At 51.9% G+C, this 19,545-nt stretch carries 14 protein-coding genes; 12 read left to right on the top strand and 2 right to left on the bottom strand.

Translation table 11 applies throughout. The features are described from left to right. Positions 1-26 precede the first annotated feature (26 nt). The 5 genes from A372_RS0124680 to A372_RS0124660 all read left to right on the top strand — a co-directional run bounded on the left by A372_RS0124680 (position 27) and on the right by A372_RS0124660 (position 8,140). Positions 27-1,649, top strand: a complete 1,623-nt coding sequence (locus tag A372_RS0124680; RefSeq protein ID WP_019423593.1) for a response regulator — start codon at positions 27-29, stop codon at positions 1,647-1,649. Positions 1,650-2,106: 457 nt separating this feature from the next. Continuing rightward, on the top strand, positions 2,107-3,117 hold the full coding sequence (locus A372_RS0124675; protein WP_019423592.1) for a 2-oxoacid:acceptor oxidoreductase family protein: 1,011 nt from the start codon (positions 2,107-2,109) through the stop codon (positions 3,115-3,117). 30 nt (positions 3,118-3,147) lie between these two features. Next, the gene (locus A372_RS0124670; RefSeq protein ID WP_019423591.1) at positions 3,148-5,454 is read left to right on the top strand and encodes a thiamine pyrophosphate-dependent enzyme; all 2,307 of its coding nucleotides are present in this window, start codon (positions 3,148-3,150) and stop codon (positions 5,452-5,454) included. Between the two features lie 408 nt (positions 5,455-5,862). Next, positions 5,863-6,648 carry an NAD-dependent protein deacylase gene (locus tag A372_RS0124665; protein WP_019423590.1) on the top strand — a complete coding sequence of 262 codons (786 nt, stop codon included), beginning with the start codon at positions 5,863-5,865 and terminating at the stop codon, positions 6,646-6,648. After that, positions 6,611-8,140, top strand: a complete 1,530-nt coding sequence (locus A372_RS0124660; protein ID WP_237728590.1) for an FGGY-family carbohydrate kinase — start codon at positions 6,611-6,613, stop codon at positions 8,138-8,140. Before A372_RS0124665 ends, A372_RS0124660 begins: the two co-directional genes overlap by 38 nt. Before the next feature lie 206 nt (positions 8,141-8,346). On the opposite strand, the gene A372_RS0124650 is transcribed toward A372_RS0124660, so the two are convergent. Then, the gene (locus A372_RS0124650) at positions 8,347-9,294 is read right to left on the bottom strand and encodes an AraC family transcriptional regulator (protein ID WP_019423587.1); all 948 of its coding nucleotides are present in this window, start codon (positions 9,292-9,294) and stop codon (positions 8,347-8,349) included. Positions 9,295-9,628: 334 nt separating this feature from the next. On the opposite strand from A372_RS0124650, the gene A372_RS0124645 reads away from it, so the two are divergent. The 5 genes from A372_RS0124645 to A372_RS0124625 all read left to right on the top strand — a co-directional run bounded on the left by A372_RS0124645 (position 9,629) and on the right by A372_RS0124625 (position 16,124). After that, positions 9,629-10,828: a galactokinase gene (locus A372_RS0124645; protein ID WP_019423586.1), complete on the top strand. Its 1,200-nt coding sequence runs from the start codon at positions 9,629-9,631 to the stop codon at positions 10,826-10,828. Positions 10,829-10,831: 3 nt separating this feature from the next. Then, positions 10,832-11,818: a UDP-glucose 4-epimerase GalE gene (gene galE / locus A372_RS0124640; RefSeq protein WP_019423585.1), complete on the top strand. Its 987-nt coding sequence runs from the start codon at positions 10,832-10,834 to the stop codon at positions 11,816-11,818. A gap of 14 nt (positions 11,819-11,832) precedes the next feature. Then, positions 11,833-13,413: a UDP-glucose--hexose-1-phosphate uridylyltransferase gene (locus A372_RS0124635; RefSeq protein ID WP_019423584.1), complete on the top strand. Its 1,581-nt coding sequence runs from the start codon at positions 11,833-11,835 to the stop codon at positions 13,411-13,413. Positions 13,414-13,433: 20 nt separating this feature from the next. Beyond that, complete coding sequence (locus A372_RS0124630) at positions 13,434-14,339, top strand: hypothetical protein (protein ID WP_019423583.1); 906 nt, start codon at positions 13,434-13,436, stop codon at positions 14,337-14,339. A gap of 201 nt (positions 14,340-14,540) precedes the next feature. After that, positions 14,541-16,124: a copper amine oxidase N-terminal domain-containing protein gene (locus A372_RS0124625; RefSeq protein WP_019423582.1), complete on the top strand. Its 1,584-nt coding sequence runs from the start codon at positions 14,541-14,543 to the stop codon at positions 16,122-16,124. Positions 16,125-16,226: 102 nt separating this feature from the next. Here the strand turns inward: A372_RS0124625 and A372_RS0124620 are convergent, their stop codons facing one another. Then, the gene (locus A372_RS0124620) at positions 16,227-16,979 is read right to left on the bottom strand and encodes an IclR family transcriptional regulator (protein ID WP_019423581.1); all 753 of its coding nucleotides are present in this window, start codon (positions 16,977-16,979) and stop codon (positions 16,227-16,229) included. Between the two features lie 281 nt (positions 16,980-17,260). Between A372_RS0124620 and A372_RS0124615 the strand changes: the two genes are divergently transcribed. Then, a complete protein-coding gene (locus A372_RS0124615) occupies positions 17,261-18,361 on the top strand; it encodes an ABC transporter substrate-binding protein (RefSeq protein WP_019423580.1) in 1,101 nt (366 codons plus the stop codon). A gap of 69 nt (positions 18,362-18,430) precedes the next feature. Then, on the top strand, positions 18,431-19,543 hold the full coding sequence (locus tag A372_RS0124610) for an ABC transporter ATP-binding protein (protein ID WP_019423579.1): 1,113 nt from the start codon (positions 18,431-18,433) through the stop codon (positions 19,541-19,543). Positions 19,544-19,545 lie beyond the last annotated feature (2 nt).

The raw sequence follows: 19,545 nt of genomic DNA, 5'->3' as shown, positions 1-19,545 counted from the left end.
AAGCTACACGAAGAAGGTGACAGAACATGTATAAAGTGCTTATTGTTGATGACGAGTCCATCGTACGCATTGCGATGAAGACGATGATACCTTGGGAAGCGAACCAATTTCAATTGCTTGGCACAGCGGAGAACGGCCGGGCGGCTATGGCGGTCATTCAAGAAGAAGAGCCCGATATCGTCATTACCGACTTGAAAATGCCGGAAATGGACGGGCTTGAACTAATCCAGAATATTAAGGAGCAAGCGCATCGCTGCCGCATTATCGTGCTGAGCAACTATGGCGAATATGAAATGGTGCGTGAAGCAATGAAGCTCGGAGCGGAAGATTACTTGCTTAAAGTAACGCTTCAATCCGACGATCTGCTTGAGCTGATGCGGACGGTGAGCGAGCGAATCGAGAAGGAGCGGGAGCGGGAACGGGAGAACGTTCAGCTGCGTGTCGCCTTGAAAGAGAAGGAATCGAGAACGCGCAACGAGCTGTGGAAGGAGTGGCTTACGGACAGAGATGCCGCTCAGAATGAAGCGGCCTGGGTGAAGAAAGCCGAGCGGGCTGGCATCGGCCAGCATCTGAAGCAATGTGCCATGCTGCATATTACCGTAGATCGATATGAGCAGGCCATTACGGCAGGCAAGATCAAGGACAGGCACTTGCTTCGCTTTTCTATTCAAAATTTCGTAAGCGACGTACTGAGCGAATATAAGCATTACGAGTGGATAGAGCTGAATAATAAGGACTTCGTGGTGCTGCTTGCCGAAGACGGGTATACTCGCGCGCTCATTCCCACATTGGCACGCCATATTCAGAAGACGCTTCATATGTATTTAAATGTAAATGTGACCGTCGTATACACGGACACATTCTCGGCCTTTCCGAACTGGCGCGGGGAATGGCAGCGCTGTCGTCATACCGGTGAGCTGGTGTTCTATATGGAAGATTCCGAATCGCTGGAAGATATCCCGTGTCTGCAAGCCGAAGAGATGGAGGCCGTGCAGCGTGAAACGAGTGAAAGCAAGGCGATGACTTCTGCCAAAATGGTGGAGTGCGGAAGCGGCGGAGACTGGGCAACATTGACGGCTTCCGTTGATTACTTGCTAGACGAGGCAATAATAAATCGCATGCCGCCCAACGAGTTAAAGCGTCTGGCGGTAGATGTGATGAGGGAGATGAAGCTTGACATGAGCTTGGAGAACGAGCAGCTTCTGGCACGCATGCAGCAGTCCGAATCCTGCTATCAGCTGCGTGACAATTGGTATCGGGCCATCTCCGCCCTCGCCGAAGCACGCAATAACGATTTGGCCAGACAACGTCCGGAAATACGGGATGCCATTTTATTTATGAAGCGTAATTACCAGCACAAAATTACATTGGGCATGATCGCAAGCGAGGTAAAAATGAATGAAAGCTATCTATCCCGTCTGTTCAAACAGGAAACCGGACTCAACATGATGCAGTATTTGACGGACATCCGGATGGAGAAAGCGAAAGTGCTGCTGAAGGACCCGCAGGCGAAAGTGAAGGAGGTCGCGGCAATCGTCGGTATCGAAGACCCGTTCTACTTCAATCGGCTGTTTCGCAAGACGTTCGGTGAAAGTCCTTCACATTTTAAGGAGAAGATGAGCAGGAATTCTATCGTTCCTGTCGAATAATATAGCGAAATATGTTATTTCCTTCTTCGACGCAATGAAATTCATGTAAGCGGTATATTTTACTCATACCAGCATACACATATTACACTCCATGCACTCTCTAACTTTAACGGAAGAGGGGCAAGTCTTCCGATATCATGCCCTTCCTCCCTTTCTACGACATCATGCGACATCCTATGCGCATGCTTAACCCTTCCTAATATGAACCGTGTCATTCCATCCATCAAGACGATCCTTTCTTTCAAACTTAAAAAGTTCAAATTTCACACGTTGGTCATATACAAACACAATCAAGTGACAATTATCATACAGAATGGCCTGCTCCGAGTTTACCATTTTGTCATAACGTTACAATTTGGCTCGACCTGTCTTCATGACAGCTTATCATAATGACAATCGTCCTGCCTCGCGGTGCATATCACCATTCGGTATCAGGAGTTAGGAAAGGAGTAACTTTATGGTCACTTTGCCAAAAGTAAACGCACTTGGTTTCTTTGAGATCCGGTTGGAATCCATTGGAGGACTCGGCGCGAATTTGGCTGGAAAAATGTTGGCGGAAGCTGGAGTAAATGGAAGCGGATTGAACGGTGTCAGCTTCTCTTCCTACGGTTCAGAGAAGAAAGGATCGCCGGTGAAGGCGCATATCCGATTTTGTATGCCTGAGACGCTCATCCGCGATACGACGCCGGTTGAACGTCCACACATCGTAGGTATATTCCATGAGTCGCTTCATAAGACAACGCATGTAACAAGCGGAATCTACGAAGACAGCCTCGTTCTCGTGAATTCGACGAAAACGCCGGAGGAATTGAAGGAGAAGCTGTGTCTCTCTGGAGGGAAAATTGCGGTCGTAGACGCTATCGGCATCGCTTTGGAGGAGAAGAACCGTGTCAATATGGCGATGTTAGGCGCCTTGTTCCGTCTGTGTGATTTCTTGGACGTAGAGCAGATGAAGAGCGTCATCCGCAAATCGCTGGAGAAGAAATATCCGAACGCGGTGCAGCCGGCGTTGAACACCTTCCAGCGCGGCTACGATGAAGTGAAGTTCCAGACGTTCGCCTTCCCGGAAGGCATTGAGCTGCCAGAGCCTGTACGTTGGGACACGCCGCTGCTTGGCTATGAGACACAGCCTATCGGCGGGATGGTCGTGAACCCGGGTAATTCAATCCTCAAAGATTTGAGCATCTCGCGTGCGGGAATGATGCCTCATTTCTTATCAGACAAGTGTATCCACTGCGCTGCGTGCGACAATGTCTGTCCTGATTATTGCTTCGTATGGGAAGAGAAGCCGGATAAGAAGGGACGGCCGCAGATGTTCCTGCAAGGCATTGATTACCAATACTGCAAAGGCTGCTTGAAGTGCGTCTATGCTTGTCCGACGGACGCGTTGTCCAGCGAGAGGGAAGAGGACGGATATGCGGATGAGCATCGCGTTCCGCATCTGTTCGATTTAACCGCGCGCCAGTAAATAGAGTGAGGTTAAGGAGGATGAGGACCTGTGGCAATTGAGTATGAAAAGGAAATGAAGAGCGGGACAGTAGAGCAGCGCATGGTGTACGAATCGGGGAACGAAATGGCCGCTTACGCCGCCCACCAAATTAATTATCATATTATGGGCTACTACCCGATATCGCCGTCGACGGAAGTTGCGCAATTTCTCGACTTGATGAAAGCGAACGGACAGCACGATGTCAAGCTCATTCCGGCGGATGGAGAGCATGGTTCGGCAGGAATTTGCTACGGCGCATCGACGGCAGGCGGACGCGTATTCAATGCGACGAGCGCAAACGGATATATGTATATGCTTGAGCAGATGCCGGTGCAATCGGGCACTCGCTTCCCGATGGTCATGAACTTGGTATGCCGCTCAGTCTCAGGACCGCTCAACATTCACGGTGATCATTCGGATTTATATTTTGCGCTCAATACGGGTTGGCCAATCTTGCTCTGTCGTGATCCGCAAGCGGTATATGACATGAACATTATGGCAATTAAGCTGGCAGAGGATGCGGAGGTCCGTCTTCCGGTGCTCGTCGCGTTCGACGGCTATTTTACATCGCACCAGAAGCGCCGCGTGCAGACGTTCGCTCACCGGGAAGACGTTCACCAGTTCATCGGGGAGCAGCCGGTGCGCGGCTTCGCCGACACGCTTGATCGGCACAATCCGATTACGGTCGGGCCTTACATGAATGAGCCGGATTACATTAACAACTGTTATCAGCAGTCCATGGCCATGTATAAAGCCGGCGAGGTGTTCGACCGCATCCGCCAAGAATATGCCGAACTGACCGGACGCGATTATCCGATTCTTGATCTGTACCGGATGGAAGATGCAGAGGTCGCCGTGTTTTTGCTGAATTCGGCGGGAGAGATTATTAAGGACGTTGTCGATCAATTGCGGGCAATGGGAATTAAGGCAGGGGCTATATCGCCGAACATCATCCGTCCATTTCCGGCGAAGGAGATCGCCGAGGCGTTGGCGCATGTGAAAGCCGTTACGGTCGGCGACCGTGCGGATTCCTATGGCGGACACGGCGGAAATATGGTGAATGAAGTGAAGGCGGCGCTCTTGACGCACGGCAACCGCGACACGATGATTATTAACCGAATTTACGGCTTGGGCGGTAAAGATTTCTATTCCGAGGACGGTCACGCTTTGTTCGAATGCGCCTTGGAGGCTGTGCAGAAGGGGCATGTGGAGAAGCCGTTCGATTATTACGGCCACACGCCAGGCGATGCGGCAACAACGCCTCAGCGGGTGCTGGAGCCGATGAAATATGAGGATTTGAAGACCGGGCTCATTACGGTCAAGCAGGATGAAGAGACAGGCAAGCTGAATGTCCGCATTCCGCCCTTGCGCCAATTGACGAAGAAGCCGAAGCGCATCGCCCCGGGACATGGCGCATGTCCGGGCTGCGGCATTTTCTCAGGCTTGGAGTTGTTCTTCAAAGGGATTGAAGGGGATATCGTGGCCCTCTTTCATACGGGCTGCGCAATGGTGGTGACGACAGGCTACCCGTATTCCGCTCATAAAGCAACTTATATTCACAACCTGTTCCAGAACGGAGCGGCAACCTTGTCCGGCGTCGTCGAAATGTTCTGGGAGCGCAAACGGAGAGGCGAGCTTGACGCATTGAATTTGCCGGACGACTTCACGTTCGTCATGATAACGGGCGACGGCGGCATGGATATCGGTATGGGCCCGGCCATTGGAGCCGCTCTGCGCAATCATAAAATGATTATTTTGGAATATGACAATGAAGGGTATATGAATACCGGTGCCCAATTGTCCTATTCGACACCGCTGGGGCACCGCACCTCGACTTCCAACGTAGGCACCGTACAGGCGGGCAAGATGTTCCATCATAAGGATACGGCGCAGATTATGGCTGCGACGAACATTCCTTACGTATTTACGGGCAGCGAGGCTTATCCCCAGGATTTGCTCAAGAAGGCAGCGAAGGCGCAGTGGTATGCCCAGAACGAAGGGCTGGTGTACGGCAAAATACTCATCACTTGTCCGCTGAACTGGCTGTCCGAGGATAAGATGGGCACGCAAATCGTAAATGCGGCCGTAGAATCCTGCTTCTTCCCGCTCTATGAGGTGGAGCGCGGTGTAACGAACATTACGTACAATCCGGAAGAGAAGAACAAGAAAATCCCGCTCTTGGATTGGCTTAATATGATGGGCAAGACGCGACATATGGCGAAGCCGGAAAATGCGGACACCCTTCATCGATTCGAGCATGAAGTGGATCGCCGGTGGAACGCGCTGAAAGCGAAGCATGAGCATCCGGATTTATAAGGAACAAGGCAAACCTGTGAGGCATCTTCATTTCCTGAATGATGCTGCGCAGGTTTTTTTTTTGTGAGCAAGGCAAGAGTCGTCAAAGTACTCTTTTGTTCACTCTCCCCATGATTCAGACTAAGCAAGGAACAGCCTAGAAACTGAAGGCAATGGCTTATATGATAAGATACGGGTGAGATCATATTCTTTTTTCTGGAACACATTCTCAAAAATTCCTGTAAATGAAAAGAAAGTCTGATATGATCCCGGTAGTGGAGAGCAAGAGCAATTGACTTTTCCGACTGGTGACTTGATAGGGTTTCGTTTTTCTGAATCAAGGGGCCTCGACAGAGGTTTTCTCATTAGGTCACCCTGCGCTATACTTAATTACATAGCAATCGATGTAGAAAAGGGAGGAAAGCGAACATGATGCCAACCGGACATTCTGATTCAACACTACAAGCCCATGCGAATCAGCTGGCAGACTGGCTAAGCCGCAGCCGTTCCGTCGTCTTCTTCGGCGGCGCCGGCACTTCGACGGAGAGCGGAATTCCCGACTTTCGCTCCAGTGACGGTATTTTTGCGGATGATGAGACATTCCGCCACCCGCCGGAGGTCATATTAAGCCGGTCCTTTTTTGAACACGATCCGGACACGTTTTATCGTTTTTATCGAGCGAAAATGATTCATTCAGCGGCCAAGCCAAATGCGGCCCACCGTGTTCTGGCTCAGCTGGAGCAAGACGGCATCGTCAAGGCCGTGGTCACGCAGAACATCGACGGCTTGCACCAAGCGGCAGGTAGCGAAGAGGTGTGGGAGCTGCATGGCTCCATCCATCGCAACGAATGTACGAGTTGCCGGGCGAAATACGGACTGGACAGCGTGCTGCATAGCGAGAGCGCAATTCCGGCGTGCTCCGAGTGCGGCGGCATGCTGAAGCCGGACGTTGTGCTGTACGAAGAGCAGCTGCATGATGACGTAATCACGCATGCCGTCGCGCGAATTCGTGAAGCGGATTTGCTCATCGTGGGCGGGACTTCGCTCACGGTGCAGCCGGCCGCCAGCTTTATCAGGCTGGCGGCCAAGGCGAAGCTCATCTTGATGAACCGGTCGGCAACGAGCGTGGACGCATATGCGGATGCAGTCTATCGCGAACCGATGGGTGCGCTGTTCGATGCAGCTTATAAGCAGCTACGAGGAAAAGGGGAATAAGAGCATGCGGATGATGGGGATTGACTTGGGTACGACGAATCGCAAAGTCGGCCTGTTTGATGAGACCGGACAGCTGATTGGTCAAGTGAGCCGTCCGACGGAAACGGTTGATTCGAATGAAGGCTTTGTCACATATGATCCGGAAGCGCTATGGAATGACGTGGCCACGATGATTCGGGAGCTGATGGCAGCTTACGGGACAGAGCCTGTCGCCTATATCGGCATTACAAGCATGGCGGAGAGCGGATTGCTCGTGAATCGCAGCACCGGAGCCGTGCAATCTCCGTTTCTGCCTTGGTTCGAGACATGCTCGGCCCCGCAGGCCGAGCGGATTCGCCGTGAAGGGACACCACTAGAACTGTTCCAACGGACAGGGCTGCATTTATCCTTCAAGCATGGCTTAGCCAAGCTGCTCTGGCTGAAGGAACGTGATCCGGACATGTTCGACGATGCCGTGTGGCTGTCCGTATCCGGTTATATTGCTTACCGCTTGACGGGCGTGATGGCGTGCGACCCGACCCTCGCGACGCGCACATATGCTTACAGCATCCCGAATCAGGCGTGGGATATGGAGTGGATTCGCCACTTCGGCTTGAACGAGGACGTATTTCCGGAAGTTCGTCCGAGCGGTGTTCCGCTTGGCTCCGTCACTGCGGCCACGGCTGCGGCGCTGCACCTGCCGGAAGGGGCGGCGGTAGCTATCGGCGGGCACGATCATGTATGTGCCGCACTGGCTGTCGGCGCCGTCGATCCCGGTGATGTGTATGTGTCGATGGGGACGGCGGAGACGCTCGTCGGGACAATCGAGAAGAGGGCATTGGGCCAAGCTGAATTTGAAACGGGATTGTCCTATGGCTTTCATGTCGTCCCAGGGTACCATTTCTGGATGGGAGGCAACGCTTCCTCCGGCGGTGCCGTGGAATGGATTCGACGGCAGTTGGCAGATGAGGCCTTATCCTACGAGCAGATTAAAGAACTGATGGTTGAGGTGAATGATGGACCGGGCGAAGCGATGTTCTTCCCGTACTTATCGGGCAGCGGCGCGCCGTTCCCGAATTCACGCACACGGGCGGCATTGATCGGGCTTGCGCAATCCCATGGCAAGAAGGAATTGCTGCGCGCCGTCTTTGAAGGGACGGCCTATCAGCTTGAAATGATCCGGCAGAGCGCCGAACGGAACTCGGAGCATGCCATTCGCTTCATGCGGGCGGTTGGAGGCGGTACGAGACTGCCGGCATGGCTGCAGATGAAGGCGGACATTTCCAACATTACGCTCGTCGTGCCGCCGATTGAAGAAGCGACGATGCTGGGGGCGGCTTGTGCGGCCGCGCTTGGCGCTGGATATTACGGCAATGCCGAAGAGGTTCGGGTGGCGATGCAGAGCCGCGGTGTCGTGGAATATGCGCCGGATGCGGTGCGCCATGAGCGTTACCGGCAAGCATTCGAGGAGCGCTATGTTCCGATGGCAGCACATTTAAGAGGCTTATCATGACAGGTTCATAAGATCAATAAAGCCGCCTGTGGCCGATTAGCGCTGCAGGCGGCTTGTGCTTGTTCAGTTTTCCTTTTCAGCATGGACGACAGCTTCTCAACTCCGCGGCGCGATAATTCGGATATCGCGGCGACTAGCTCACTCCTACGAATGAATTGTACAGGGTGTAAAATAAGCATGACCAATATCCTCTAAAATGCCTGTTCCTATTTGTTGCGTTTGCCGGGTCGATTTAGTTCCAGTGTGCTGTTTCTGTATATGGTGGGCGACTGTCCATAGAAACGCCGGAATTGCCGTGAGAAATAAAGTGCGTCAGGTATGCCGACAGAGGCGGCGATTTGCTCTATGGTCAGATTCGGACGTTCTCGCAGCAGCTGCCTTCCTTTGTCGATGCGCAGCTTCAAGAGAAAGGTGACTGGTGTCATCTCAGTGACGCGTTTAAAGATGCGAGACAAATAGGCACGGCTATAACCTAAGCTGTCCGCGATTTGCTCGATGGAAAGCGGATGTGCATATTGCGTTGACATCATTTGAATCATTTGTCGCACCGTCTGTTGAATTTCGGATTCTGGTCTGAGACGAACATCGTCACCAACACTGCGCTGATGATCCGCATAGTCCGCCATAATGAGATGGAGACAGCCGTGCGCGATTAAATCGGCAGACATGTCGCGCTGCTGATAAGCATGCCGAATGCGGTCCATCCATTGCGGAGCTTCACATTGCAAGCCTGCGCTGACGACCGGTCGCTGTGGCGTAAAGCCGGCAGCGCGCACGAGGGACGCGGCGCGTTCTCCCTTGAAGGCGATCCAACGGTATTCCCATGGGGAACGGGCATCGGACGCGTAACTGACCAGTTCATTGGGCGCAATGAGAAAGGCGTCCCCGGGTCCGAGCGGATAGGACTTCGTCTCGGTTATAAATGTACCGTGACCATCCATAATATGATGCAGCAAAAAGTAGTCATACAGCTTGGGACCGAGTCTGTGGGACGGATGAGTCTGACTCTCGCCGGAGAACAGGACATGAATCCCTTCCCGTTCGATCAACATCGGATTGGAGGCTACGGAATAAGTTTCTTCCTTTTGCCATGCAGTCTGTGCCGGTTCATCGGCAGCATTCGGCCTATTCAGGTCTTCTATGGAGTGTGTCATGCTCTCCCCCTTACGCTAACCGTTCTATCGATGTCTATTGTATCATGGAATTGAACCGAGGTCACATTTGTCTATATGATGTGCACATCGCTATATTACAGACTCCCACGTATTTCAGTATGATAAATGTATGAAGTGCAATTACGGAAACCTATCAGGTGACCATGCAGTCTTGCCAGTGGATGCTTCCGAAGCGAGTTTGCTTGCGCAAACTTTTAACTGCGCTCCTCCTTCTTCGAGGGATGCTTCCGATGTAGTTTTCTAACGAAATCTTGTACTTCTCGGTGCTGAAAAGTGCCTTTTTGAACACGAACTTATTAGGAGGTAAATTGTGATGGAAGCAAACGCATTGCTCTCACGATTCGAACAGGAATTTGGGACAAGTCAATTGCCGGTTCGTTTTTTCCATGCTCCAGGTCGGGTGAATCTGATTGGTGAACATATCGATTATAACGGAGGCTTCGTCCTTCCGGCTGCTTTGGAGTTCGGGACGACATTACTGATTCGCCCGCGTGATGACGACATGATTCGCTTGGTCACGACCAATTTCGATTTTCAACGTAATGTAAATATAGCGGATATCAAACATGCGAAGAGCGGAGAGTGGACGGATTACCCGATCGGTGTCATGGTCGAGCTGGAAGAGTCCGGACGTGGCATAACGAACGGGTATGACTTGCTGTTCCACGGGGAAATTCCGAACGGAGCGGGATTGTCATCGTCTGCTTCATTGGAGGTCGTAACCGCTTATGCCTTGTTGATCCTGGAAAGGCATGGGATTGACCGTACGGATATCGCCGTATTGTCCCAACGGGCAGAGAATCGATTCGTTGGCGTCAATTGCGGTATTATGGACCAGTTCGCCGTAGCGAATGGCAAAGAAGGCCACGCCATTCTGCTCATGTGCGATACGCTGGAATTTACGCATGTGCCGTTCCGTACGGACGGTTATAAGTTGGTTATTGGCAATACGAACAAGCGCCGTGGACTGGTCGATTCCAAGTATAACGAGCGCCGTTCACAGTGCGATCAAGCGGTTCAGGCGTTACAGAGCGTGTTCTCTGATCTTGAATTGCTGGCACAGCTTAGCGCAGAACAGTATCAAGTGAATAAGCAAGCGATTGTCGATGAGACCGTACGCAGACGGGCGGAACATGTCATTGCGGAGAACGACCGTGTGCTGCAGTCGGTGGAGGCTCTCAAAGCGAACAAGTTGGAACGCTTCGGCGAGCTGATGGTTGCTTCGCATGAATCGTTGCGCGACCTGTATGAGGTCAGCTGTACTGAGCTTGACGTGATGGTGGAGGAGGCGCTGCAGGTGGAAGGGACGCTTGGCTCGCGCATGACAGGCGCCGGCTTCGGCGGCTGCACCGTATCCCTCGTGAGCGAAGCGGCGGTCGAACGCTTTATCGCACAGGTCGGTGAAGCATATGAGCAGCGCACCGGATTGAGAGCAGAGTTCTATGTATGCAACGTCGGTGACGGCGTACATGAGATAACAGAACAGACAACTGCAGTGAAGGGGGAGGCATAATCGATGGCTGTATTAGTAACAGGCGGTGCAGGCTATATCGGATCCCACACGGTAGCGGAATTGCTTGCGCGTGGGGAAGAGGTTGTTATTGTTGATTCATTAGAGACCGGGCATCGGTCATCGGTGCTGGGTGGTGCGCTTCATGTCGGAGATATCCGTGACAAAGCCTTCTTGGAAGGCGTCTTCGGGCAGCATGACATCGATGCGGTCATACACTTTGCTGCTTATTCTCTAGTAGGAGAAAGCATGCAGAACCCAGCCAAATATTATGACAATAATGTACATGGCACACTCATGCTGCTGCAAGTGATGCAGCAATTCGGCGTGAAGCGCATCGTCTTCTCTTCGACAGCAGCGACGTACGGCGAACCGGAGCGGACGCCGATTGAAGAGACGGCCAAGACGAACCCGACGAACGTATACGGCGAGACGAAGCTGACGATGGAGCGGATGATGCGTTGGTTCGACGAGACGCACAGCTTGAAGTACGTGGCGCTTAGATACTTTAATGCGGCGGGAGCGCACGAGAGCGGGCTTATCGGCGAAGACCACTGTCCAGAGACGCACCTGGTGCCGATCGTATTGCAGACTGCGCTTGGCAAGCGAGACGAAATTGCTGTCTTCGGCAACGATTACCCGACAGAGGACGGCACTTGCATACGGGATTACATTCACGTAAGCGATTTGGCGGATGCCCACTTGTTGGCAGTGGACTACTTGCGGCAGGATGGTGAGAGCGACGTGTTCAATTTGGGCAGCGGCAATGGTTTCTCTGTCTTGGATGTCATTCACACGGCTGAACGCGTGACGGGACTGTCGATTCCGACGGTCATTCGCGAGCGTCGTGCCGGTGACCCTGCCGTGCTCATCGCCTCCGCCGACAAAGCGAAGTCGATTTTGGGCTGGAAGCCGAAGCGGGAGAACATGGAGATTATTATTCAGAGCGCATGGCGCTGGCATCAAGCGCATCCGAACGGATACGTGGAATAAGGAGGGGAAGGACGATGCAAGAGTCAGCCTTAACCGAGCGTGTTGCCTTGCAAATCGAAAGGTTGATTCGCTACGCGCTGCACAAAGATATGATTGCCACATCCGATCTGCCATATGTCCGCAATCAATTGCTCGATCTGTTCCATATTGCCGAACCTTGCGCAGGATACGAAAGCGACACATGGAGCGATATTCCAGATGAGCCCCAAGCGATGCTTGAAGACCTGCTCGATTATGCTTATGGCATCGGGATCATACCGGACAATACGGCAACCCGGCGCGACTTGCTTGATGCGAAGATTATGGGACTGCTAATGCCGCGACCATCGGAAACGATCGCGCGCTTTGAGCAGCTGCGTGTGGAGAGCGGAATTGAGCGGGCGACCGATGACTTTTACGAGTTAAGCAGGAACTGCAATTACATTCGGGTGGACCGCGTCCGGAAAAATGAATACTGGCTTCATCACAGCGAATTCGGCGCTATGGAAATGACAATCAATCTGTCTAAGCCGGAGAAAAGTCCGCAGGAGATCGCGCAGGCAGGGCAGGCGTCCGTATCGGACTATCCGAAGTGTCTGCTCTGCGCCGATAATGTCGGATATGCGGGCCGGCTCAATCATCCGGCTCGTCAAAATTTGCGCGTCATACCGCTGCAATTGAATGAGGAACCGTGGTTCTTCCAATACTCGCCGTATGTATATTACAACGAGCACAGCATCATATTCCGCAAGGAACATGTTCCGATGACGTTGACTCGAAGCACCTTCAGCCGTCTGCTGGCGTTCACGGAGCAATTTCCGCATTACTTCATCGGATCGAATGCGGACCTGCCGATTGTAGGCGGCTCCATTCTGAGTCACGACCACTTTCAGGCGGGCAGACACACGTTTCCGATTGAGAGAGCGCCGATGGACGCGGAGTTTACGCATTCTGCCTATCCGGGGGTGACGGCGGGCATCGTGCAGTGGCCGATGTCGGTGTTGCGTCTGCGATCCGATAATAAGGAGATGCTGCTGCAGTGTGCAGATGAGGTGTACGAGCAGTGGAAGTGCTACAGCGATCCTAGTGTAGAGCTGCTTGCTTCGACATCCGGATCTGACGGGGAAGTAAGACATAATACGGTGACGCCGATCGTGCGGCGCCGCGGGGCGCAGTATGAGATGGATCTCGTGCTGCGGAACAACCGTACCAACGAGCAGCATCCGGAAGGCATCTTCCATCCGCACCGCCACCTCCACCACATCAAGAAAGAAAATATCGGTCTGATCGAAGTGATGGGGCTGGCAATACTCCCGGGCCGTCTGAAGCAGGAAACCGAACGAATGGCATCTTTGCTGACAGGTCAGGATGATTGGCAGACGCTGCGGCTCCAATTGGATGAGAAGGACGCTCTATATCCGCACGCCGCTTGGATTGAGGCGATGCTGGGGAATGCGGGCACGACGAATTCACAAGCAGAAGCGATAGACATCATCCGCAATGAAATTGGAACGAAATTCGTTGAAATTTTGGGGACTGCAGGTGTGTTCAAGCAGGACGGGCAAGGGCAGGAAGCGTTCCAGCGTTTTGTATCCAGAGCCGGATTTCAGAGTTGAATTATTGGGAGGCGAAATGATTGAATCACATAAGTGTCAATAAGATACAGCATGAACGTTTTGGAGAAAGTCTGAAGCTGGAGAACGGAACTTATTGTATGATTGTGCCGCTTACCTACGGCATTCGAATTATGCATCTAAGCTTAGCGGATGGTGAAAATGTCTTTTTTGAGGATATCGAAGGCAGCGTCCGTCAGGAGGGGCCTGAATTTCATGCAATGGGCAGCGATGGATGGCTGCTGCGCGGCGGGCACCGTCTCTGGGCAAGCCCGGAAGCATATCCACGCACCTATGCGCCAGACGATAAGCCTATTGAGTATGTATTGACCGAATCGGGAGTCAAATTCATCTCACCGGTCGAGCCGTGGACCCATATCAGCAAAGAAATTGAACTTCTTCTATCTGATGAAGAGATTACAGTTCGCCACGTCATCACGAACAAAGGGCCATGGCCAATCGAGCTTGCGCCTTGGGCGATATCGGTCATGGCGCCGGGAGGCATTGCGGTCGCTCCGCAGACGAAACGTGAAACCGGCTTCTTGCCGAACCGTTCGATCTCGTTGTGGCCGTATGCGAAGATGAACGACGAGCGCGTCACTTGGGGCGAGGAGTTGATAACGGTTCGTCAATCCTCCGAATTCCAACAGGCTTTTAAATTCGGGATGCACAATGAGGAAGGCTGGGCGGCGTATATCCGAAGCGGCGTTGCGTTTGAAAAGCGTTACGAGCCGCAGCAGGACGTCCATTACCCGGATTTCGGCAGCTCGTTCGAGCTATATACGAACGCTCACATGCTGGAGCTGGAAACATTGGGGCCGTTGGTCACGATCCAGCCGGAACAGACGGCGAGCCATACAGAATATTGGCGTCTCACCGCATGCCAAGATGCAGACGACTATATACGCCTCAGATCGGCAGCCCAATAAGCTTGCAATATTGCAGCACCCTCTCCATCCGGATAACGTTGAATCGGCTTTAATGCGAAGAAAATACCGGGAGGAGAGGGTATGTTTTTACCACTGAGATATGTTTAAGTTCTCTTCGGAAGGCCTCGATAGAGATTTTCTCATTCAATTGCCGGAATTGATACGAAAGGGTCTTTACAAGCGGATGGAAGGACGGTCATAATGAATCCGTGGGAATCATTGCTCACCAATGAAGGGAGAGATATTATGCGTATTCGGAAGTGGCTGGCACTCGGACTAGTTGCCATGCTCGTCGTGCTGACGGGTTGTCAATCGATCGGCGGGCTTGATGTTGCGAAGGTACTGAAGCAGCAGCTTGACGTCAAATCGGCTGAATCCAAGAGTACCGTTTCATTAAAGCTTGATCTCGCTGACAATGCGAAATTGAGCGATGAAGACAAGCAGATCATTCAATGGTTGAATGATGCGCAGATTACCATTGATGCGAAGACACAAGACATCACACATGTGTCAATGGAGGGCAAGCTGAAGCTGGCGGGCCAGGAAGTGCCGTTCAAATTAGGCAAGCAGGATACTGCTATGGCATTATGGGTGGAAGGAGCGAAATCACCACTTATTATTAGCGATCCTGGTTTGGTTGCAGGTATCGGCATGCTGCCGACGGATGAAGTGACGAAGCAAGCGCAATCCTTCATGAAATCGACGGTGGATTTGTTAGTCAAGCATGCTCCGAATCCGAAGCAAGCGGACGTATCGTCGGTGAACGAGCAAGTTGCAGGCGAATCCTTGTCGCTCAAGAAGCTGCACATGGAATTTACCGGGGAGGAATTGATTCCTTGGGTGAAAGAAACGTTGCAATCACTCTTGAAGGATGAAGCGGGATTGAAGGCATGGTTCCAAGAGATGGGCAAATTGTATGCGCCAATCATCACGGCAGGCATGGGACTGTCTCTCGGGGATGAATCCGGTCAGCTGGATTTCTTGAAAGACGGTGAAGTGCTCGGCTTGACGGCGTACAAGTGGGTCATGGAAAATGCTCCGAAATGGGTGGAAGAACTCGATGCCGCTTATGCCAAGCTCGTAAAAGAAACGCCAGAGCTGGCAACGGTGTTAGGACCGAATACGAAGCTGACGCTGGACTATTATGTAGACGGACAGTCTAATGTTCGCAAATCTTCCATACAGTTGAATGTGGCACTGCCTGCAGGCCAAGAAATCCCGTTAAAAGGCATTACATATTCGATCACATCGGAATTGAGCAACATCAATGGCAACGTGAAGGCGGATGTTATCGATACGGCGAATGCTGTGAAGATGGACGATCCGAACATGACGCCAGGAAAGTGGCTGAATCATTTCGATTCCAAATCGGTTGTATATAGCTGGTTGAAGGGAATGGGCATTACGAGCAAGATCGCAATGCTGCCTATGAAGAGCAGCGAATACGACGATTGGTTCTCTGACGATCCGCTTCCTTACAACAAAAACGGCAGCATGATGGCACCTCTTAGTGAAGTGGCGCAGCAATTCGATGCAGATTTGAAATATGACAGCAGCACGAAGCAAATCGCTATCATTGATGATATTACAGGCAACCGCATTGAAATGAAGCTGGGCAGCAAGGAAGCGACAGCCGACGGGCAGGCAATGACACTGCCGGTTGCGCCGGAACTGAAGGACGGAATGATTTTCGCTCCACTTCGTTCGCTCGGCGACATGCTCAACTTTACGATTAAGTTCGAAGAGACAGAGTATGCCAGTTGGATTATGCTTGAGCGCAAATAAATAGACGCAGCACAAAGGAAGCCAAAGCTTGAACCGGATGGTTCGGGCTTTGGCTTGTTGCATTTGTAGAAGGGTTCTGACAAGAAGATTGCCTAGCAGGCGTTATTTATAACCGACTAAGCGGGACATTTCCTTCGTCATTTGCAGCAGCGCGCTGAGCCAGCGGTCTACATTCGGTTCCATTCGGTCACTTGGTCCGATGAGACTGATGGAGGCATTTACACTGCCATCGGCTTGATAGATCGGGGCAGCGATACCCGTAACACCGACATTGCGCATGTTGGAGCTAATCTCATAGCCGCGGCTGCGAATGAGTTCGAGACGACTTCGTATTTCGCTAAGATCGGTGAGCGATTGTTCCGTAAACGCGGTAATTGGCTCTTCGAGTGCAGCATCCCACATTTCCTCCGGACTGAAGGCGAGAATAACGCGCGATGCGCTTGTCGCGTACAGCGGGAAGCGGCGGTACGCATCGATGATGAAGCGGATAGGCAAGGGAGAATCCAGCTTGTCCACATAGATGGCATCACGATGGTCACGAATGCAAAGACAGACGGATTCTTTCGTCAATTCAGCCAACTGCTGCAAATAAGACCTTGAGAAGCTGACCCAATCATCATCATGCTTTACTTTGTTGCCCAGCTCCAGAAGGGTATATCCGAGCGAGTACAGCTTCGTTTGCGGATTCTGCTTGATGAATCCTTCGCTTTCAAGCGTCGACAGCATTTTATGCACAGCCCCTTTGGACCACTGCAGTTCCTTGCTTAGGTCGGTGACGCCCCATTCTTTGTTGCCGTTAATAAATACTTTAAGCAGCGTACAGCATTTCTGTACGGAAGTCAGATAGTGTTCCATACCCTCTCTCTCCCTACCCTGCATCTCAATAGAGTTTGTTCAAAAAGGTTCCTTTTCGAACACGCACCAATATGCAAACAAAACGATGATTGCAAATATGTTTTCCGTAAGACATCGAAAATTCACGAATGTGTTCAATATTTTTCCTGATAAGTGATTAAAATGTGACAAAATTCATGGTATCTGTATTGAACATACCAAATCGCTGTGCTAAAATCAAACCAATATTCACTATTCATAAACAGTGTTCACTATATGTGAACGAATTAGGGAGGAAAATAATGAAGGTACGTCGCTGGGCTTCGTTGATATTGGCTTTGACGTTAGCAGGAACTTTGTTGGCAGCTTGCGGAGAATCGGTTTCAACCCAAACTAATGGAAGCGATTCCAATTCAACTGCGCTTGCAGGCGAACTGATTGTTGCGGGAAATGGCGCGACGGTCGAAGCCTTGATGAAGGATGAAATTTTTAAGAAGTTCAATGACAAATACCCAGAGGTCAAGCTGTCATATGTGTCGGGCGTGTCGACTGATATTGTAGCGAAAGTCACTGCCCAGCAAGGCTCGCCGCAAATAGACGTCGCCGTCATCGAGGGCGGTGAACAAGAGGCGGGACGCGCAAAAGGGTTGTGGGAAACACTTGACTCGAGCCAAATTCCGAATATGTCCAAGATTGACGAATCATTAAAGGTGAACGAGAACAGCGGCGTAACCGTCAACTTTACCCCAATGGGTATTTCGTATAATGCCAAGCTTGTACGGGACAAAGGGCTGCCTGTCCCTGAATCATGGAATGACCTGGCTCGTCCGGAGATGAAGGGAAATATTACGCTGACGGAAATGTCCAGCAATTTCGGACGATCCGCTACCATTATGCTTGCTTATGCCAATGGTGGATCCGAGAAAGACATGACCGCAGGGTTCGATAAACTGAAAACGATTGCCGGGTATATGCCGACCTTTGCGAAGACGGCCGCCCAGCTGCAGCAAAATTTGCAAAATCATACATCCGTGTATACAGCATGGACGATGGCGCGCAGCATTGTGCAGAAGGATCAAGGTGTGGAGCTTGAATTCGTTATCCCGCAGGAAGGGGCAAATATCGTGCCGAACGTTGCCTCTTTGGTGAAAGGCGCCAAGCATCCGGAGGCTGCAAAAGCGTTCATTGATTTCCTGTTGACGGAGGATGTCCAGATTCTGTACGCAACCAAGCTGTATTATAATACGGCCGTCGATGTGAAATTGCCGGAGGACACGGGGAAGCTGCTTGATTTCGATAAGAGCAAAATTGTCGCACTTGATTATGAAGTCATCAGCCAAAAAATGAAGGAATGGCTAGATACGTTTAATAAAGAAGTAGCACCTCAGGTCGGCAAACAATAATTCGTGTTCAAAAGAGACTTTTTTGAGCAACCATACATGGCGAATACTTATCGGAGCGGAGGCATGTTCATGACACAATATGACGTAGAACTGCAGGGCGTGCACAAGCGCTTTGGAGGAACGGCCGTCGTTGACAATTTCAACTTGCAGGTGGAACGGGGAGAGTGTGTCACATTCCTCGGTCCTTCAGGCTGCGGGAAGACGACGACATTAAATATGATCGCTGGCTTCCTGGAACCGGATGGAGGGGAACTGCGCATTAAAGGCAAATCGATGAATGGGGTCCCTGCGAACAAGCGCGATCTCGGCATGGTGTTCCAGACCTATTCGTTGTTCCCGCATATGACCGTGGAAGAGAATGTCGCTTACGGTCTGAAGCTGAGAAAGACGTCCAAGCGTGATATGCAGGCACGCGTGCGCAAGGTGCTCGAACTGGTGAAGCTGCCGCATGTAGCCGATCGTTATCCGAAGCAGCTATCCGGCGGACAGCGTCAGCGTATTGCGATTGCCCGGGCGCTGGTGACAGAACCGTCGTTGCTCTTGCTTGACGAGCCACTCAGCAACTTGGATGCGAAGCTGCGGGAAGAATTGCGCGAGGAGCTGAAGCGGCTGCAGCAGGAGATTGGGGTAACGACTATTTTCGTCACGCATGATCAGGAAGAAGCGATGTACTTATCCGACCGTATCGTCGTCTTGGACCACGGGAAGGTGGAGCAAATTGGTGCGCCTGAGGACATATACCATTCCCCAGCGTCCGCATTTGTACACGAGTTTATTGGGAAATCAAATCGATTTGAGGCGGTCGTCACCTCCCAGTCAAACGGCATGGGGGCGCTCGTGACGACAAACGGCATCACATTGAAGGCGGAGCAACATATGTATTCGTTCCAGGAAGGGGAGCGGGTGTCGGCTTATATCCGCCCCGAGCATATCCGAATGGCTGCAGCTCATGAGGAACGCGATGCCAAGGCTGGCCTTGGTGAAGACAATACAGTCTTTGGCACGGTTCGCCTCATCTCTTTCCTCGGATCCTATGGCGAGCTTATCGTCGACGTGGAGGGAGCTCCGGTTACCGTTCGTACGCATACGCTGCGCCGTCAGGCGGGGTTTGACGAAGGGGAGCGCATCAAGCTCATATGGGATGCCCATGACGTCAGCGTCTTTCCGTGGAAGGAGGAGTAAGC

This window comes from Paenibacillus sp. OSY-SE (genome assembly GCF_000283315.1).
In the GTDB taxonomy this organism is placed as follows: Bacteria; Bacillota; Bacilli; order Paenibacillales; family Paenibacillaceae; genus Paenibacillus_B; species Paenibacillus_B profundus.
The sequence above is the reverse complement of the archived record's forward strand: the minus strand, read 5'-3'. Positions and strand labels throughout refer to the sequence as shown.

Excerpts from the sequence above, each read along its gene's own strand:
- A372_RS0124680 (WP_019423593.1), top strand. The coding sequence starts at position 27 with ATGTATAAAGTGCTTATTGTTGATGACGAGTCCATCGTACGCATTGCG.
- A372_RS0124675 (WP_019423592.1), top strand. The coding sequence starts at position 2,107 with ATGGTCACTTTGCCAAAAGTAAACGCACTTGGTTTCTTTGAGATCCGG.
- A372_RS0124665 (WP_019423590.1), top strand. The coding sequence starts at position 5,863 with ATGATGCCAACCGGACATTCTGATTCAACACTACAAGCCCATGCGAAT.
- A372_RS0124660 (WP_237728590.1), top strand. The coding sequence starts at position 6,611 with ATGCAGCTTATAAGCAGCTACGAGGAAAAGGGGAATAAGAGCATGCGG.
- A372_RS0124650 (WP_019423587.1), bottom strand. The coding sequence starts at position 9,294 with ATGACACACTCCATAGAAGACCTGAATAGGCCGAATGCTGCCGATGAA.
- A372_RS0124645 (WP_019423586.1), top strand. The coding sequence starts at position 9,629 with ATGGAAGCAAACGCATTGCTCTCACGATTCGAACAGGAATTTGGGACA.
- galE (WP_019423585.1), top strand. The coding sequence starts at position 10,832 with ATGGCTGTATTAGTAACAGGCGGTGCAGGCTATATCGGATCCCACACG.
- A372_RS0124635 (WP_019423584.1), top strand. The coding sequence starts at position 11,833 with ATGCAAGAGTCAGCCTTAACCGAGCGTGTTGCCTTGCAAATCGAAAGG.
- A372_RS0124625 (WP_019423582.1), top strand. The coding sequence starts at position 14,541 with ATGAATCCGTGGGAATCATTGCTCACCAATGAAGGGAGAGATATTATG.
- A372_RS0124620 (WP_019423581.1), bottom strand. The coding sequence starts at position 16,979 with ATGGAACACTATCTGACTTCCGTACAGAAATGCTGTACGCTGCTTAAA.
- A372_RS0124615 (WP_019423580.1), top strand. The coding sequence starts at position 17,261 with ATGAAGGTACGTCGCTGGGCTTCGTTGATATTGGCTTTGACGTTAGCA.
- A372_RS0124610 (WP_019423579.1), top strand. The coding sequence starts at position 18,431 with ATGACACAATATGACGTAGAACTGCAGGGCGTGCACAAGCGCTTTGGA.